The 15,838-nt window shown below is 36.4% G+C and carries 14 protein-coding genes and 2 pseudogenes; 2 read left to right on the top strand and 14 right to left on the bottom strand.

From position 1 onward, the window contains the following. Positions 1 to 77: 77 nt before the first annotated feature. From feoB to LF886_RS01595, 4 genes and pseudogenes are all read right to left on the bottom strand, one after another. Positions 78 to 2,110: pseudogene (feoB, locus tag LF886_RS01610) on the bottom strand (ferrous iron transport protein B). Continuing rightward, a complete protein-coding gene (locus LF886_RS01605) occupies positions 2,110 to 2,316 on the bottom strand; it encodes a ferrous iron transport protein A (RefSeq protein ID WP_051934272.1) in 207 nt (68 codons plus the stop codon). Before LF886_RS01605 ends, feoB begins: the two are co-directional and overlap by 1 nt. 183 nt (positions 2,317 to 2,499) lie before the next feature. After that, positions 2,500 to 2,772 (bottom strand): hypothetical protein, encoded by a 273-nt coding sequence (locus LF886_RS01600; RefSeq protein WP_236852347.1) that lies wholly within the window; start codon positions 2,770 to 2,772, stop codon positions 2,500 to 2,502. Positions 2,773 to 2,955: 183 nt separating this feature from the next. Next, on the bottom strand, positions 2,956 to 3,855 hold the full coding sequence (locus tag LF886_RS01595; RefSeq protein ID WP_236852346.1) for a GLPGLI family protein: 900 nt from the start codon (positions 3,853 to 3,855) through the stop codon (positions 2,956 to 2,958). Positions 3,856 to 4,036: 181 nt separating this feature from the next. Between LF886_RS01595 and LF886_RS01590 the strand changes: the two genes are divergently transcribed. Continuing rightward, positions 4,037 to 4,534, top strand: coding sequence for a DinB family protein (locus tag LF886_RS01590; protein ID WP_236852345.1), 498 nt, complete (start codon positions 4,037 to 4,039; stop codon positions 4,532 to 4,534). A 58-nt stretch (positions 4,535 to 4,592) separates the two neighbouring features. Here LF886_RS01590 and LF886_RS01585 read toward each other — a convergent pair whose 3' ends face one another. After that, a complete protein-coding gene (locus LF886_RS01585; protein ID WP_236852344.1) occupies positions 4,593 to 7,295 on the bottom strand; it encodes a hypothetical protein in 2,703 nt (900 codons plus the stop codon). Between the two features lie 451 nt (positions 7,296 to 7,746). Between LF886_RS01585 and LF886_RS01580 the strand changes: the two genes are divergently transcribed. Then, on the top strand, positions 7,747 to 8,631 hold the full coding sequence (locus LF886_RS01580) for a cupin-like domain-containing protein (RefSeq protein WP_236852343.1): 885 nt from the start codon (positions 7,747 to 7,749) through the stop codon (positions 8,629 to 8,631). A gap of 54 nt (positions 8,632 to 8,685) precedes the next feature. Here the strand turns inward: LF886_RS01580 and LF886_RS01575 are convergent, their stop codons facing one another. The 9 genes and pseudogenes from LF886_RS01575 to LF886_RS01535 all read right to left on the bottom strand — a co-directional run bounded on the left by LF886_RS01575 (position 8,686) and on the right by LF886_RS01535 (position 15,834). After that, positions 8,686 to 10,410 carry a hypothetical protein gene (locus LF886_RS01575; protein WP_236852342.1) on the bottom strand — a complete coding sequence of 575 codons (1,725 nt, stop codon included), beginning with the start codon at positions 10,408 to 10,410 and terminating at the stop codon, positions 8,686 to 8,688. 161 nt (positions 10,411 to 10,571) lie between these two features. Beyond that, positions 10,572 to 11,300, bottom strand: a complete 729-nt coding sequence (locus tag LF886_RS01570; RefSeq protein WP_236852341.1) for a metallophosphoesterase family protein — start codon at positions 11,298 to 11,300, stop codon at positions 10,572 to 10,574. Positions 11,301 to 11,302: 2 nt separating this feature from the next. Continuing rightward, the gene (locus LF886_RS01565) at positions 11,303 to 11,800 is read right to left on the bottom strand and encodes an RNA 2'-phosphotransferase (RefSeq protein WP_410685645.1); all 498 of its coding nucleotides are present in this window, start codon (positions 11,798 to 11,800) and stop codon (positions 11,303 to 11,305) included. Between the two features lie 54 nt (positions 11,801 to 11,854). Continuing rightward, positions 11,855 to 12,769: pseudogene (locus LF886_RS01560) on the bottom strand (ADP-ribosylglycohydrolase family protein). A 26-nt stretch (positions 12,770 to 12,795) separates the two neighbouring features. Continuing rightward, positions 12,796 to 13,482: a Sir2 family NAD-dependent protein deacetylase gene (locus LF886_RS01555; protein ID WP_236852340.1), complete on the bottom strand. Its 687-nt coding sequence runs from the start codon at positions 13,480 to 13,482 to the stop codon at positions 12,796 to 12,798. A 4-nt stretch (positions 13,483 to 13,486) separates the two neighbouring features. Continuing rightward, on the bottom strand, positions 13,487 to 13,993 hold the full coding sequence (locus LF886_RS01550; RefSeq protein WP_236852339.1) for an O-acetyl-ADP-ribose deacetylase: 507 nt from the start codon (positions 13,991 to 13,993) through the stop codon (positions 13,487 to 13,489). Beyond that, the gene (locus LF886_RS01545; RefSeq protein ID WP_236852338.1) at positions 13,990 to 14,805 is read right to left on the bottom strand and encodes a TIGR02452 family protein; all 816 of its coding nucleotides are present in this window, start codon (positions 14,803 to 14,805) and stop codon (positions 13,990 to 13,992) included. The genes LF886_RS01550 and LF886_RS01545 overlap by 4 nt, the downstream gene beginning before the upstream one ends. After that, complete coding sequence (locus tag LF886_RS01540) at positions 14,802 to 15,221, bottom strand: ADP-ribosylation/crystallin J1 (RefSeq protein ID WP_236852337.1); 420 nt, start codon at positions 15,219 to 15,221, stop codon at positions 14,802 to 14,804. The genes LF886_RS01545 and LF886_RS01540 overlap by 4 nt, the downstream gene beginning before the upstream one ends. A 19-nt stretch (positions 15,222 to 15,240) precedes the next feature. Further along, complete coding sequence (locus LF886_RS01535; RefSeq protein ID WP_236852336.1) at positions 15,241 to 15,834, bottom strand: DUF4291 domain-containing protein; 594 nt, start codon at positions 15,832 to 15,834, stop codon at positions 15,241 to 15,243. Positions 15,835 to 15,838 lie beyond the last annotated feature (4 nt).

Genomic DNA, 15,838 nt, shown 5'->3' with positions numbered 1-15,838 from the left:
CACCTTAAATAGAGAGTAACAAGCGAATGCTACAATCAATAAGATGAGTACGTATTGAAAAATTAATGATGAATTCATTACTTTAAAATCTGATATGCTATCATCGACACAAAGTATGCCAAACCTGTCATCATGACCACCTGAAAGCCAGTCCATTTCCAGCTTTTGGTTTCTCTGTAGACTACTGCAAGTGTAGAGACACACTGCATTGCAAATGCATAGAAAAGAAGCACTGAGATTCCTGTTGCAAAACTGAAGACTTTTTCGCCATTCGGTTTTACATCGCGTCTCATTTTATCAATTACTTTTACTTCCGGAGCATCATCTTCCAAGCTGTATAGTGTAGACATTGTTCCTACAAAAACTTCTCTGGCTACAAAACTTGTAAGGATTCCTACTCCCATTTTCCAGTCGTACCCCAATGGAGCAATAATAGGTTCTATCCCTTTCCCCATTTTGGCCAGGTAAGAATGGTCAAGGTGAACATTGGCGGCTACCAATTCATCCGCTTTCTGTTTTGGTCCGAAATAGCTCAGGAACCAGATGATGATACTTACGATGAAAATTATTTTTCCGGCCCCGGTAATAAAGTCCCATACTTTTCCTAAAACCATTTTAAGGTCATAGGCAAAAAGTGGTTTTTTATAGGTCGGAAGATCCATTACCAGGTATGTTTTTCCTTTGCTTTTAATAAATCCTTTAAGAATTGCCGCTGAGAATAAAGCAACCAGGAACCCAAGAAGGTACATTCCCATCAAAACCAGCGCTTTGTATTTTATTCCTAAAAACGTTCCTTCTGAGATGATCAGTCCAATAACGATGCTGTAAACCGGAAGTCTTGCAGAACAAGTCATAAACGGTGTTACCAGGATCGTCAGCAATCTCTCTTTAACGTTTTCAATATTTCTTGTAGAAATTACTGCAGGAATGGCACAGGCAGTTCCTGATACAAGCGGAACGATACTTTTACCGTTAAGCCCGAATGGACGAAGAAGTCTGTCCATAAGGAATACCACTCTCGCCATATATCCTGAATCTTCCAGGAGATAAAGGAAATACAACAGGATCCCAATCTGCGGTGCAAAAACCACAATTCCTCCTATTCCCGGAACAATTCCGTTTGAGATCAATGAATTAACAGGGCCTTCAGGCAGGTGTTCGCTGGTAAATGCAGCCAGCCACGAGAATGTCTCTTCAATCCAGTTCATTGGATATTCTGCAAGGAAGAATACACTTTGGAAAATAACCAATAAGATCAATAAAAAGACGACATATCCCCAGAATTTATGAACTAAAACCTTATCCAGCTTTTCGGTCAGTAATTCTTTAAACTGAGCTTTCTTGGAAATTACATTCTCCAATATTCTATCTACATTCTGATATCTTCTAACGGTTTCCTGAACCTGTAATCTTTTGGAACCAAGCTTTTAGTATCAGCTTCATTCAACTGCTCCATTGCGGATCCTATTCTTCCCAGGTTTGTTCCCAATGAAAGACTCATCCAGGCTTTATATTCGTTGTCGAAACCTTTATGTGCTGCCAGTTTCTGAATAAAATCTTTGTGTTCGTTTGGGGTTTCAAAAGAAACTTTATCTGCTTTTACAAATTCATTTTTGTAAATGGCTTCTCTTACTTCATCAATTCCTATCTGTTCTTTTGCATTGGTCTGGATAATTGTAAGGCCTAATGCATCGGAAAACTTCTCAATATCTATGGTAATTCCTCTTCTCTCAGCCTGGTCAATCTGATTGACAATCAAAATCATAGGAATACCAAGATCCTGGATCTGCTGAAACAGAAGCAGTCCTCTTTTTAAACTTAATGCTTCAAGAATATAAACAACTCCAGCATAGTTTTTCTGCTCATCAATAAGATATTTGGAAAAAATAGCTTCATCTTCCGAACTGGGATATAAACTGTAAGAACCCGGAAGGTCGATCACCTCAACATCTTCGTTTTTATAGGCATAGTTCCCAGAATGACTTGCTACGGTAACGCCGGCATAGTTCCCGGTCTTCTGCTTTTTGTTGCAAAGCATGTTAAAAACCGTTGACTTCCCTACATTAGGATTTCCGACTAAAAGTATCTGTTTTTTCTTGTTTTCCTGCATTAATTCAATTCTTCAACAATGATATAATCTCCTTCTTCCTCACGAAGAGCAATCCGGCTTTTTTCTGCTCCAAACTCCACATACATAGGCCCATTGAACGGTGCCTGATACAAAATTCTGAAAGTGGTCTCCGGAAGAAGCCCCATTTCAATAATTTTATTGGGCATTTTCAGATGGTCATTATCATACCCCAATATCTTCCCCATTTTATTCTTAGGGAATCCACTTAATTTATGTAATCCTTTCTCTTTCAAAGCCTAATTTTTAGTCCTGCAAATATACGCTATTTAAATTTAATCTAAATAACGTTTCAATACAAAAGAAATCAACCCAAATACATTGCTGTATCTGGGTTGATTTGAATCTTATTAAGAATTTTCTTCTGAGGATTAAAGTTGTAAGCAGTGGTAAGGAGGACCTGCAATTACAGAACCTAAAGCAAGTTCAATAGCGCATTTTTCTGCTGTAGTCAATTCTATCTCTTTTGCTGTTGTAGATATTGTAATAGGTTTTTGTTGTTGATCTGCCGTTTGGATCGTTTTTTTAGCGACTAAAACAGTTTCTGTTGCTTTTTTGGACTCCGTATTTTTAGTTGGAGATTCATTTTTAGCAAATAACAGAGCTGACGTTGTCAATAAAACTGTGACAAGAATTTTTTTCATGGTATAATTTTAAAATTAGTTTTAACAAACATAAAAGAATAAAAAACAAAATCAAATTTTTCCTGAATAATTTTTAAAAATTTCTTCTAATCAAGCATAGAATTGATCTACCAAAAAGGAATCAACCCAAACACATTGCTGTATCTGGGTTGATTCAAAATATAATTTAGTTGATATGAATGCTTATTTTTTCTTCTTTTCAGAAGCTTGTTCTTTTTCTATTGGATTGTCATTAGAACCAAAGAAATCTTTCACCTGCTTTTCCAGTCTCTTCATAAAATCTCCTACCGTTCCGTCTGTACCAGGCATTGGTCTGCTCATGTTTTCTGCAGTCATGTAAGGTCTTGATTCTGCGAATGGATCTGCTTTATATCCTTCGTAAGATTTCAGGAATTTTTCTTTGGATGTAGGCGTTATTGTATTGCTCATCATTCCCATCTTGGCATTGATCTTATCTGCGTATGACAGTTCATCATAGTTTTCGATCTTTTTATTTCCGCTCAGCTGCCATGAGTAATTTTTATCAGCATCTTCAATTTTTACAATCAGACCTGGAAGTCCTTTAAATTTGTACGGCCCATCCTGAAAAGGGATATCTGAACTGAACCATGCTGTCCATTTTCTTCCTCCAAATTCTGTAGTTGCTTTCTGAGCATTGTATGCACCTACCTTTTCTTTATCTGGTAAAATGCTCCATTGCAGTTTCGGATCGTCTTCGTATGAGAATAAGTTTCTACTGATTCTGTCTACATACTGAGCTTTCATATCCGGATAGCTTTTGATAATTTTATAGGAAAATTTAGGCCATTTTATCAGTTTGGTCATATCCTTGAAAGACTTGGTTTTCTCCATCTCTTCTATCTGAATTTTAATGATAGAATCCTGAGCAGGCATTGTGTAATCCTGATAGATTGATTTTTTTGGAGTAATATCAAGAATCGTAATGATCTTTTCCAGCTTTGCTGAGTCTTTTTTCGGTTTAAAAGTCAGTTCGTAAAAGAAACGGTTTGCAGTTTCCTTTGACTCCTGAGCTCCTGCAAAAGCAAAAAGAGCGATAAGAAATACGGAGAATAACTTTTTCATTGTAGCAAGTTTATATAATTAGTGCTCATATGTCTTGTTTTGTTACAATTTTTCTGAAATTTTATTTTCTGATAAAAATATTCACCCATTCCAGATAACCGATGATTAAAAAATTATGATTCTCTTAAAACAGTTTCTTTTTTAAAACGCTTACCTTTAAGTTTCTAAAAAACAAAATATTATGGATACCTTATCTCAATTAAAATCCGAACTGGAGGGAGAATTCCAAACCACAAAAAAATTTATTGAACTATTCCCCGAAGGAAAAAATGACTTCGCCCCCCATGAAAAAAGCATGAAGATGATGCCGCTTGCCACTCATCTTGTAGAAGTTTTTGAATGGCCGAATACTATTTTAAATACTTCCGAACTGGATTTTGGCAAGGGAGACTACAAACCTTCGGTTCTTTCAACGAGAGAAGATCTTCTGAAAAAACTGGAAGAAGATTTTCAGGCCGGTAAAAAGGCGTTGGAAAACAGTAACGAAGATGATCTGAACCCCAGCTGGACCATTAAAAATGATGGCCATGAACTGGCAAGCTGGAGCAAATATGGAGCAATTCGCCATGCTTTGAACCAGATCACCCATCACAGAGCTCAACTGGGAGTATATTACAGACTGAACAACATTCCTTTGCCGGGAAGCTATGGGCCTTCAGCAGACCAGCAAAGTTTTTAATTTTAATACCTAAGTATATCTCAACAAAAAACCAATCCGGATGGATTGGTTTTTATTTTTATTTAAAGTTGAATTTTACGGTAAACATGACTTGACTAGGGCGGAGCTGATATCTTGTATACGTAATATTTGTAGTATTAATTTCATACGTTTCGAAAACTTTTTTGTTCGCGATATTCATCCATTTCACTTCAAAATCAATTTTCTTTTTAGCCCAAGTAAACTGATATGATACATCATAGAATCCGTTATGATATTTTTGATCTGCTGCATTTGTATTTACCTGATCCCAATTAAATCCAACAGTATGATTTTCCATAGGATAGAAGAAAAGACCTAGATTATGAGTAAATCCTGTTCTGGTGGCATTAGAGTTTAATTCCCCGACACTTGTTTGTCTTGTTCTAGTAAGACTAGCATTATAATCAATACTCATCCAACTGAAATAGGTATTATTGAATTTAATACCAAATGACTGTCCATTATTTTTATTAGTATAGGATTTATCATTCAAGAATGCATCAGATTCTGTCGTATTGTTACTATAACTAAGGGATGCGTTCGTTTTAAACTTTGGAAAATATTTTCCAACTTCTACACTATATCCATTACTTAATACATGATTATCCTGCTCTTTATATTTCATTATGGTATATCCAGCTCCATTGATCTCCGGATTTGAAATTAAGTTTCTCTTCGCATCAGAGTATCTGTAATTAATATTGAAGAATAAATTATTCAATGGATTTCTGTATTCTATTCTTGTTCCTGCAGATTTGTTGTTATTTTGAGGAATTGGGTTTTTAACATCCATTGCAATGATTCCTCCTGGAGACGTCATTAAAAACCCAGAATATGCTGTATTTATTTCTCCAAAATTATTATTAATATTAGCATTTACGGACGCTTTCCAGAATGATGCAAATGAATATTGAGCAAAAATATTAGGTTCAAACGTTACTTTATTTACCGATTTTGAAACAAGCCTTAGAGGGTCTTCCGCTTTAATGTTATTTGAATTTACTGGAAGATTGGCATAGATCATCCATGATTCACTTTTATAATTTATCCCTAAACTTCCGTATGGCGTAGCTGTGGTATACTTTAAGTCATTACTATATGCCTCAGGTTTTGGGTCAGGAGTATTAGGATTGGTAGATGGAATTGCTTTAATATTTGACAAATCTGACATCATATCTGTACTTTTAAAATTAAATCCAACTTCAGGAGTAAACGTCCATCCCTTAGCAGAAAAACCAATATTTGCAGAATGATTAGCTTCAAACGTCTTAAGTCTTAAACTTTGTGTGGCAAACTCTGTATTAGCTACAGACTCGAATCCAGGGATGTCCAAATAAGATGATGGGTTAACTTCCAAAGTCTGTCTATCTGTTTGGTAGCTTACATAAGATAAAAGATTTACCATTTTTTCCTTCCAAGGAATAATTGTACTTAGTGAGTTCTGGAATGATGTTGTAGGAGATTCAACTCCTTCATTAGCGTTTCTCTGTATTCCAGCTTTCACATCTGTTCTGTCAACAACTCCCCTGTCTGCATTCCAGTATTGAGAGAAGCTTGTAGTATTTTTAAAGAATCCTTTTTTTGCATTCTTTGTAAATATTAACTCTCCCTTCGCTTTATCTGTATAAAAATTATTCAGGATTTTTATAATATTAGAAGTTCCTCCAAAATAATCCGTCTGGCTATAAGATTCTCTTTCTACCGAATTATTGGTATAGTTTGCATTAGCTTTAAGCTCCCATTCTTTTTTCTTATCAATGTTGGTAAGATAGTTGGCTGATAAGTAATGAACATTATTCATCAGATATCTTTTCACCGGAAGATTAGGGGTACTTGCATTTTCTACATTCAGCCAGTCATTTTGAGAAGCATTGATTCTCTTGCCTTCAAATCTGTTCCCGAATGCCAGGATATTCCCTTCATTTTCCACCTGCTCACCCATGTTATTGGTTTTATAATTGACTACCCATTGGCTTTTCTGTCCGAAAAACATGGGAGTCAGTTTTACATTCCAAAGCCATGGATCTCCGAAGCCTGTTCCTACTTCTCCTCTACCTGTCATGGTAACAGAATTTTTAAGCTTGATATTGATCGCTGCCTGATCTGAAGGCACTTTATCCTGAAGAATTTTTACCGGTTGGTGATTTTCGAGAACTTCTACTTTCTGTACAGCATCTTTCGGAAGTGAGTTATTGATCGTTCCATAGCCACCTTCCATAAGGTCTTTTCCATTCACATAGAATTTATTGATGGCATTTCCCTGATAAAGGATTGTTCCGTCGGTATTCACCTCAATTCCCGGAATCTTTTTCATAACATCTGCCAGGGTTCTGTCATTTTTGTTGTTGAATGCTTTAAGATCATAGGAAATGGTATCCCCTCTTGCGGTAATCATTTTTGTTTTCAGCTGTACTTCTTTAATTTCTGTTGCTTCAGACTGCATTTTGAAACTTAAGTTCTGATCACTGTTGCTGATTTGCTTCGTAAGAGGTTTCTGATTGAAAGCTTTTACTTTAAGATCCACATTCGATTCAGCGGAAGTGAACGTTACTTTATATTCACCTTTAGAATTGGTAATTCCATAAGCCAGAATAGCATCTTTACCAGGCTCTTCTATGGTCACACTGGCACTTGGTATTGCTACCCCGTCATCATCAGTGATCTTTCCTGAAACCGTTTTCTGTGCAAAAGTAAGCACAGTAAAGAAAAGCATCAGAAATAAAGAAATATTTTTTTTCATACCTATTATTTGCTCAATTAGTTAATCATTGTAGTTTTTTGTTACACTTTTTATAAAGATGATTTTTAATGACAAAAGTTAAATCATTATCACTACAAACATAGTTATATTTTTTAAACCTTTGAATTTTTTTAAAAAGTGTGCTTATTTTATATCCATTTTAATTCTGTCTGCTATTTTTTATGCAGCTGATTATTTTCCTTCAAAAATTATATTTGGCGTATAAAATCTCCAAAAATTTTCATCATTTATTTTTAAAAATTCGGTAACAAAATCTTAATACACTTTATCATATTAAATAAAAAAGGAGAACTTTTCAAGAGAAGTATAAATTTTAATATTTTTATCTATTCCAGATAGTAAAATCTGATTTGAATTATAGATTAAAAAAACCTTAAAAATGGGCACATAAATATATATTTAATAATTTTGTAACATTAAATTTACTAAAATGGGAATTATTTTAAAGCCTATAGATATTGTAGAAGACATTTCAAAAGAAGAATTCTACGAAAAATATCTAAAGCCAAGAAGGCCCGTTGTCATCAGGAATATGGCAAAAAACTGGCCTGCTTATCAAAAATGGACGATGGAATATATGAAGGAGGTTGTAGGAGATGTGGAAGTTCCACTATATGACAGTTCAAAGGCAGATCCTTCTGCCCCCATCAACGCATCGGCTGCCAAAATGAAGTTTGGAGATTATATAGATCTTATACAGCGGGAACCAACTGATCTCAGAATATTTCTTTTCGATCCTATAAAATATGCTCCTAAGCTTTTAGAAGATTATATTGCCCCAAAAGAACTCATGGGAGGCTTTCTTGATAAATATCCTAATATGTTCTTCGGCGGACAAGGATCTGAAACGTTCCTTCATTTTGATATTGATATGGCTCATATTTTCCATACTCATTTCAATGGAAGAAAACATATTCTCCTTTTCGATTACAAATGGAGAGAAAGGCTTTACCAGATTCCTTATGCTACGTATGCACTGGAAGATTATGATATAGAAAATCCGGATTTCATAAAATTTCCGGCACTGGATGGTGTAGAAGGCATTGAATGCTATCTGGAGCACGGAGATACTCTGTTTATGCCTAGGGGATGGTGGCACTGGATGAAATATCTGGACGGAAGTTTCTCTATTTCCTTAAGAGCATGGGACAAATCGTGGGCAGTAAAAGCACATTCACTGTGGAATCTTACTGTACAGCGAAAATTTGACGATATAATGAAGGCCAATTTCAAAAAGGATTACATGGAGTGGAAAGAAAAATTAGCAGTTGAAAGAGCAGAATTAGCCTTAAAAAAGGCTTACCAAGATAATTAAAAATGCGTTTCGGTCGAAACGCATTTTTTTGTTTAATTATTGAATATCAGAACATTAAAAGACTCTATAAACAGGATACTGCCTGAAGGTTTTTTCTTCGAAATAAGGAGAGTGTCTGTACACCCAATCCAGCTGTGCATCTCCATCATCAGACAATTTTTTATCCGATGCTTTGGCTGCTTCAAAAGCTTCTTGTAGTTTGTTGTCTTTTTTCAGGAGTTCCGCAGCGGTATCTTCGAAAATATAGGCGGAATAATATTCTTTCTGAGCCAGAATTCCGTCAAAGAAGTTCCAGTTGAAAAATGAGTCTAATGCTTCAGGTTCAAGGGTTTCTATAATATACTTCACACCAGGCTGATTGGTAGAAACCAAATAGTCTCCTGCAGAAAATGTCATGTTTTTACGAGAAGTATCTACCGTAGTTTCAAAATGCAGATAATGACCTTCATAAGGGTTTTTAACAGTTTTAAAATCTTTGATCTTATAGGACTCAACCGCTAGAGTACTGTCTTTCTGTATCGGTTTCATCTGAATTTTATTTCTTTTAAATTCGGCAATCACACGGTATTGCGACTGTGGAATCACATAATACTTCGGAATGGTAATATATCCAGTAGGAACAGCAGTGGTAAAGAGTTTTATATTCTTCGTAAAAGGTTTGTTTCGGTCATAATACAGTCTCGGTTTACCAGAGATTTCACTTGGCTTGTATTTTCCTTCATAACCTTTAAAATCCATCGTAGAGAACTTCGTGGAGTCTATTTTCCAACAGATTCCGTATTGTTTTCCTGCCTGGTATTGTTTTAAATTTTCAATGCGGAGCTGTTTTATGGTATGATACTCTTTATCTAAATTCTGCAGGTTGACCAGCATATATTTGTAAGTAGCATCTACTCTTTTGTCATACGGTTTCAACATATGGGTTTCGGGAACAGTTCCTAAAGAATTGAAAAGGGAAGTATATCCTGTAGAGTATCTCGGAGAGTCTTCAAATGAAGCAAATCCCACTTCAGGAACATCTCCGTGAATGTTGACATAAGGAGTACTTTCGTAGCCCAGTTTCTTCATATCTTCAAGATTTTTAGCCTGATAATCGTTATAGAAATAGGCTCCAAGAGTATTTCCCAGACGTTCTTTAAAGGTAGAAATATAGGTAAATGTATATTGATAATCTGCTCCATTGCTCACATGGTTATCTATGAAAACATCCGGTTTAAGCCACTGATAAATTTCCTGAAAGCTTCTTGCATTTTTAGAATCTGCTTTAATAAAATCTCTGTTCAGATCATAATTCCTTGCATTTCCCCTGAAACCATACTGTTCCGGACCATTTTGGTTGGCTCTGGAATAAGATCCTCTGTTGAGCATTCCACTCACATTATAGGCGGAAATAGCGGCAATGACAAAGTTTTGCGGAGTTTTGATTTTTTTGACTGCAAGATCTCTCATCAGCATCATGGTAGCATCTATTCCATCCGGTTCTCCTGGGTGAATCCCATTATTGACGAAGAGAATGGCTTTGTCTTTTCTTACTATTTCAAGGTCTTTTTCAGGAAAAGGATTATAAACGACCACATAAATGGGTTTTCCGTTGTCATCTTCTCCTTTTTTAAGGTACTGAATGGTATTGAAGTTCTTAGCCAGATTCTCATAATAGCTATTCATTTCATCGTAGGTAACAGTCTGGTTTCCATTTCCTTTTTCAAAAGGGGTCTGAAATGATTTTTGAGCCAAAAACAAGGTAGAACTCAGCGTGAATAAAAGATATTTCAGTTTCATTGAAGTCATATTTTCAGACTTTAAAATTAATCATCTTTTGTGAAAAAAGAGAATGTGCTGACTAACAGAATTGTTTTGAAAATAGAAACCTCACAGGTTTTGAAAACCTGTGAGGTTTGTTACTAATAGCACTAAAAGCTTGATTTATTTGTTCCATTCTATTAATTTCTCCCTTTTTCATTGGGATACAGGGAAGGAAGCGGGTCGCTTTGCCAGAATTGTTTGGAGTCGATATCCATAATGGATAAAGATCCTGTATAGGCTGCTCCGGTGTCCATATTCCAGATATTGGCTTTATTGACGGGTGTTTTGATTCCGATATCCAGCGTAGGGGTATGTCCGATGAATATTTCTTTGTACAGAAGCAGCCTTTTGGGATATAATTCTGAATTCTTTTCAAGTTTTTTATCCATTGCCACCGCAGTTTCCCAAAGGGTTCTGTCCCAGCGGTAATTACTGGAATACACTTCTCTTTCTGGGCCGTGCATGGAAGCATATCCAGCATGAATAAACAGCCGGTTCTGATCATCAATATGATAGTTTTTCATCCTTTGAAAGAATTCGAGCTGAATATCCAACTCTTCAAGGGAATAATCAGCATAGCTTTCTATGGTACTTTTTCCTCCATTGAAAAGCCACACATCAGGATTTTGTCCCAATGCCAGCCAATCTTCACACCATGCGTCATGATTTCCTTTGATGAAAATGCATTCCTGCTTTTTGGAAAGTTCCAGTAAGAACTGTATAATTTGGGAGGACTCGCTCCATCCGTCTACATAATCTCCGAGGAAGATCAGCTGATCATTTTCTGTCACAGCTGCTCTTTCAAGGACCTGTTGCAGGGCTTTAAATCCTCCGTGAATGTCTCCTATTACTAATGTTCTGCTCATTTTTACTTCGAAATGTATTTTGAATCTACAAAATCCGTCAGCCATACTCCGTTTGCTGACTGATAGAAAGATAATCCTTCCTGATGCATTGTTCCGGTTCTGATGGTGAGAATCACAGGCTTACCGTGTCTCATTCCTACCTTTGTAGCCGTCTCTTTATCAGCACTTAAGTGTACATGCTGGCGTGTTCTTTTTTCAATTCCTTTTTCTAAAATGGAAGTGATATTAGCTTCTGCCGTTCCGTGGTACAGGAATTCAGGGGGCTGCTTTGCTTCCAAAGCCAGATCTATATCAATAGAATGTCCCTGGCTTGCCCTGATCATGGTTTTGTCTTCGTTAAAAGCAAAACGTTTTTTATTATTAGTTTCTACAACCTCATCTAATTCTTCGGAAGTAAAATATATTCTTCTCTTGGCGGATTTTGCTCTCAGCTCTTCTATATCTGCCCATCCATTTTCATCCAGCGTAAGTCCAATGCTGTCAGGCTGATGCCGGAGAATAAGGCTTAGAAATTTACTTATTTTTTCTTTTCTATTTCGTTCATGGTTTGTTTTTTAATTCATTAATTTTTCGTGTAGTTTTTCGCACAATACTTCAATATCATCCTTCCTCACCAGCTCAGCAATCCATTCCTGTGGAATACTTTCAAATCCATAATAAATTCCTGCAATGCCTCCTGTGATTGCTCCGGTAGTATCGGTATCTTCTCCGAGATTGACGGCTTTTAAAACCGCTTCTGAGTAGCTTTCTGAGTTTAGAAAACACCATAAGGAAGCTTCCAGACTGTGAAGGACATATCCGCCACTCTTGATTTCTTCTTCAGGATAATCGGAAATATTATTTTTTAAAATCTTATGAAAAAGTTCAATTTCATTTGGGTTAAATTCTTGCTTTTCTGCATATTCCAACGCAACTTCCTGTGTATGAGAATAGGCCTCTTTTTTGTTCTTCCCTTTCAACAATTGAATGGCAAAAATCACATAGATAAAACAGGCAAAAACAGAACGGAAATGACCGTGCGTTATCGCTGAAACTTCTTTTACTGTAAGATACAGCCTCTGAATATCATCTTCCTTTTCAAGATAAAAAGCTAAGGGAAGAATCCTCATTAAAGAACCATTCCCATTGTCTTCTTCAAAAATATTTCCTGAAAATCTAGCACTCTACCCCTTGATTAATCTTGCCAAAGCATGCCTTGTAGTTCCTCCAATATCGAAAAGCCTTCCATGGGCAGTCCAGTGACCGTATTTATTCCATTTTACAAAGCTTTGTCCTATTTTTTCCAGGTTATAGCCTTTGGTAAGTTCTTCTGCAAGACAAAGTGTAAGAGAACTGTCATCGCTCCAGGTTCCTTTGGGTTGATTCCAGGACATGTATTCCAGCATTTTTGTGACTGGAAAACGTTTTAAATCTTCTCTTTTTTTAAATTCTACAGGAACACCGAGAGCATCTCCAATGCAAACACCCATAATTCCTGCTTTTACTTTGTTTTCCATCAGGCAAGGTTTACCAGTTTATCGAACAGGAGTTTCATTCCTTGAGTGGCTGTTTCTTTCATGACAACCGCTCTCTGGCCGTATCCAAATCCTGTTTCATTAGGGTTGATAACAATTAAAAGACAGTCATCTTTTATATCATGAATCAGTCCGGCTGCCGGATATACCTGCAAAGAAGTTCCGATTACCAGTAAGATATCCGATTCTTTTACAATTTCTTTTGCCGTCTGATACAAAGGAACATCTTCTCCAAACCAAACGATAAAAGGTCTTAACTGTGCCCCATCTTCTGCTTTATCTCCGATATTGATATCCTCTTTTTGATCATAAATCAGGTTTTTATTGTTACAAGAACATGATTTGAACAATTCTCCGTGAATATGAAGAATGTTGGTAGATCCTGCTCTTTCATGAAGGTCATCAATATTCTGAGTAATGATCTGAACATCGAAATGTTTTTCCAGCTCTGCCAGTAATTGATGAGCCTCGTTGAACTGTACTTCATGCAGCTGACGTCTTCTCTGATTGTAAAATTCAAGAACCAAAGCTCTGTCTTTTCTCCATCCTTCCGGACTTGCCACATCCGTTACATTATGATTTTCCCAGAGACCATCTCCGTCTCTGAAGGTTTTTATTCCGCTTTCGGCACTGATTCCTGCGCCGCTTAATATGGTTAGTTTTTTCATTGGTTTATTCTAATAGTTTTTTATAAATCATTTCATTATCATCATCAAAACAGACAAAAATAACTTTCTCAATGATATCTGAATAAAAGTTTTTGACCTCATCTACTGCAATTTTTCCTGCCAGTTCTTTTGGAAATCTATAAACGCCTGTACTGATATTAGGAAAAGCAATGGTCTTTACTCCTAGGCTTTCTGCTAATTGTAAAGAATTGCGATAACAGTTTGCCAGAAGTTTCGATTCTTTTTCCTCATTTCCATTCCAAACCGGACCTACTGTATGAATAACATATTTTGCAGGGAGATTTCCAGCATTCGTTACTACAGCTTCTCCGGTATTGCATTTGCCTTGTTTGCTTCTGATCACTCTGCATTCTTCCAAGATCTGTGGGCCTCCTGCTCTGTGAATAGCTCCATCCACTCCGCCTCCACCAAGTAAGGATGAATTGGCAGCATTGACAATCGCATCGGCGTGGATCTCTGTGAGGTCGCCTTTTATTAATTCAATTTTCATTTTATTTCTTCAAATGGCTTCAGCATTTCTTCTTTCTTCGTAAGCACTGCGAAAACCACTCTTTTAAATTTATTTTTATATTTCGCTTGAAGATGTTTCCTGAACAATCCGGCAATTTCTTTTGGATCATTTTTGAATACCCCACAACCCCAGGCTCCTAAGATCAGTACTTCATTTCCTTGCTGTAAAGCCAGTGAAAGCATTTTATCCATCCTTAGATCCATGGCATCGAGAATTTCATGCGCTCTTTCCGGTTCCTGACGTTTTACCACTCCTGCATTGACTGCCGGGGACGTGATGAAATTACACAGAATGGGTTTAGGAAGCAATTCACCTTTATCTTTTCTAAATACCGGAACTTTCGGACTGTAAATCATTGTATCTGTATAAAAACAGGATTCCATTGCACGGTGAATCGTATAATAATCCCATGCCTGAAGTAAGCTTTCATATAAACCTGAAGTTCTTGCCAGACTTTCTTCCTGTGCTTCTGCTCCATTGATAAATCCTCCTCCGGGATTTTTTGCTGATGCAAAGTTCAGACACATGATTTTCTCCTGATCTTCTTCTTCGGTTAATTGTAAAATTGCTTTTAAAGAGCTACAGTTTCGGGTTTCAATTTTGGTTTCAAAATTATTTTCTGATAATGGAGATTCTTTCATTTCAGAAAGTTGCTCCGGAGTGAAAAGAACGGTTCCTTTTTTACAGATTTCCAGTTCGTTTTCTATATTTATTTTTTCGTTATGTTCGTTGATATAATATTTTTTGGCAAGGATATCCAATGTATCTTTTGCCATTCCTTTATTTGTCATCGTTCGTTTTTTATGTTAAAAATCAGGTCTTCTAACTCAGTATTTCCAGCTTTTTCAAAATCATTTCCAATAAATACTTTGGTTACTTTGATGTTCCCTACAATGGCCTCATTAAAACTCTCCAGTTCTTCTGCAGGAACCCATAATTCATTATGGTTTCTAGCCCCTACATTCTGTGCAGGATACTGATATACCACTTTTTCCAATACATCAAACTGAGTTACAAAACCAAGATAGTTTCCGGATTCGTCTCTGGTATTCCATTTTTCAGCAATCTCTGAAGCATAATTTTCATCGAGAACGGGATAAAAGATGGGCTGCCATTCCAATCTTGGAGGGAATCTTTTAAATCCATTTTCTATAATCAAGATCATTTCTTTTTCTCCTACCGGTCTGTATAATGTGGTTGTCTTCATATATTTAGATTATTACTCATTAAACCTCAGCTCCAATTCTTTGAGCCAGTTCACTTAATAAGGGATAGTTTTTTTCAATGGGTAGCAGCTTCTTTGCTTTGTCGAATTCTCCGGATTTGGTAAGATTCAATATTTTCTTAACCAAAGGGGTATAATCCTCTATTTTAACAATCCATTCTTCATTAAACTCCTCGATCAGCGAACGGCTAATCCCGACCTGAATGGAGCGATAATTAAGTTTAGTTCCCTTGATATTCCTTTCGGGATCCCATTGTACATATACTTCAGCGTTTTCAAACTCTTTTTCCCAATTTCGGGGATCAGGGTAGGCTCTTTTTTCAGGTGAAGTAAGAACGGCTTTGTATAAGGCTTTTTCCCATGCTTCCCTTTTAATATGTAATGCAAGAGTATGTTCCTGATTGGGTTTCTGTCCATAATTGCTGCGTTCCATCATCCAAAGAAAAGAAGGCTTTATCCAGGTCATCCTGTTGAATGAAAACGGAGCCGTAAATTTCTGATGTTCCAGAGCAGATTTTGCAATTGCCTTATTATAAGCCTGATATACCACCAAGGTGTCATTTTTATAGTCTGCTCTTATCTCAAATTCTTTCATTGTT

Origin of the sequence: Chryseobacterium sp. MEBOG07, assembly GCF_021869745.1 — a bacterium.
Lineage (GTDB): Bacteria > Bacteroidota > Bacteroidia > Flavobacteriales > Weeksellaceae > Chryseobacterium > Chryseobacterium viscerum.
The sequence above is the reverse complement of the archived record's forward strand: the minus strand, read 5'-3'. Positions and strand labels throughout refer to the sequence as shown.

Coding starts and splice junctions, on each gene's coding strand:
- LF886_RS01600 (WP_236852347.1), bottom strand. CDS start 2,772: ATGAAAAAAATTCTTGTCACAGTTTTATTGACAACGTCAGCTCTGTTA.
- LF886_RS01555 (WP_236852340.1), bottom strand. CDS start 13,482: ATGAAAAAACTAACCATATTAAGCGGCGCAGGAATCAGTGCCGAAAGC.
- LF886_RS01545 (WP_236852338.1), bottom strand. CDS start 14,805: ATGACAAATAAAGGAATGGCAAAAGATACATTGGATATCCTTGCCAAA.
- LF886_RS01595 (WP_236852346.1), bottom strand. CDS start 3,855: ATGAAAAAGTTATTCTCCGTATTTCTTATCGCTCTTTTTGCTTTTGCA.
- LF886_RS01585 (WP_236852344.1), bottom strand. CDS start 7,295: ATGAAAAAAAATATTTCTTTATTTCTGATGCTTTTCTTTACTGTGCTT.
- LF886_RS01590 (WP_236852345.1), top strand. CDS start 4,037: ATGGATACCTTATCTCAATTAAAATCCGAACTGGAGGGAGAATTCCAA.
- LF886_RS01540 (WP_236852337.1), bottom strand. CDS start 15,221: ATGAAGACAACCACATTATACAGACCGGTAGGAGAAAAAGAAATGATC.
- LF886_RS01535 (WP_236852336.1), bottom strand. CDS start 15,834: ATGAAAGAATTTGAGATAAGAGCAGACTATAAAAATGACACCTTGGTG.
- LF886_RS01570 (WP_236852341.1), bottom strand. CDS start 11,300: ATGAGCAGAACATTAGTAATAGGAGACATTCACGGAGGATTTAAAGCC.
- LF886_RS01605 (WP_051934272.1), bottom strand. CDS start 2,316: ATGGGGAAGATATTGGGGTATGATAATGACCATCTGAAAATGCCCAAT.
- LF886_RS01575 (WP_236852342.1), bottom strand. CDS start 10,410: ATGAAACTGAAATATCTTTTATTCACGCTGAGTTCTACCTTGTTTTTG.
- LF886_RS01550 (WP_236852339.1), bottom strand. CDS start 13,993: ATGAAAATTGAATTAATAAAAGGCGACCTCACAGAGATCCACGCCGAT.
- LF886_RS01580 (WP_236852343.1), top strand. CDS start 7,747: ATGGGAATTATTTTAAAGCCTATAGATATTGTAGAAGACATTTCAAAA.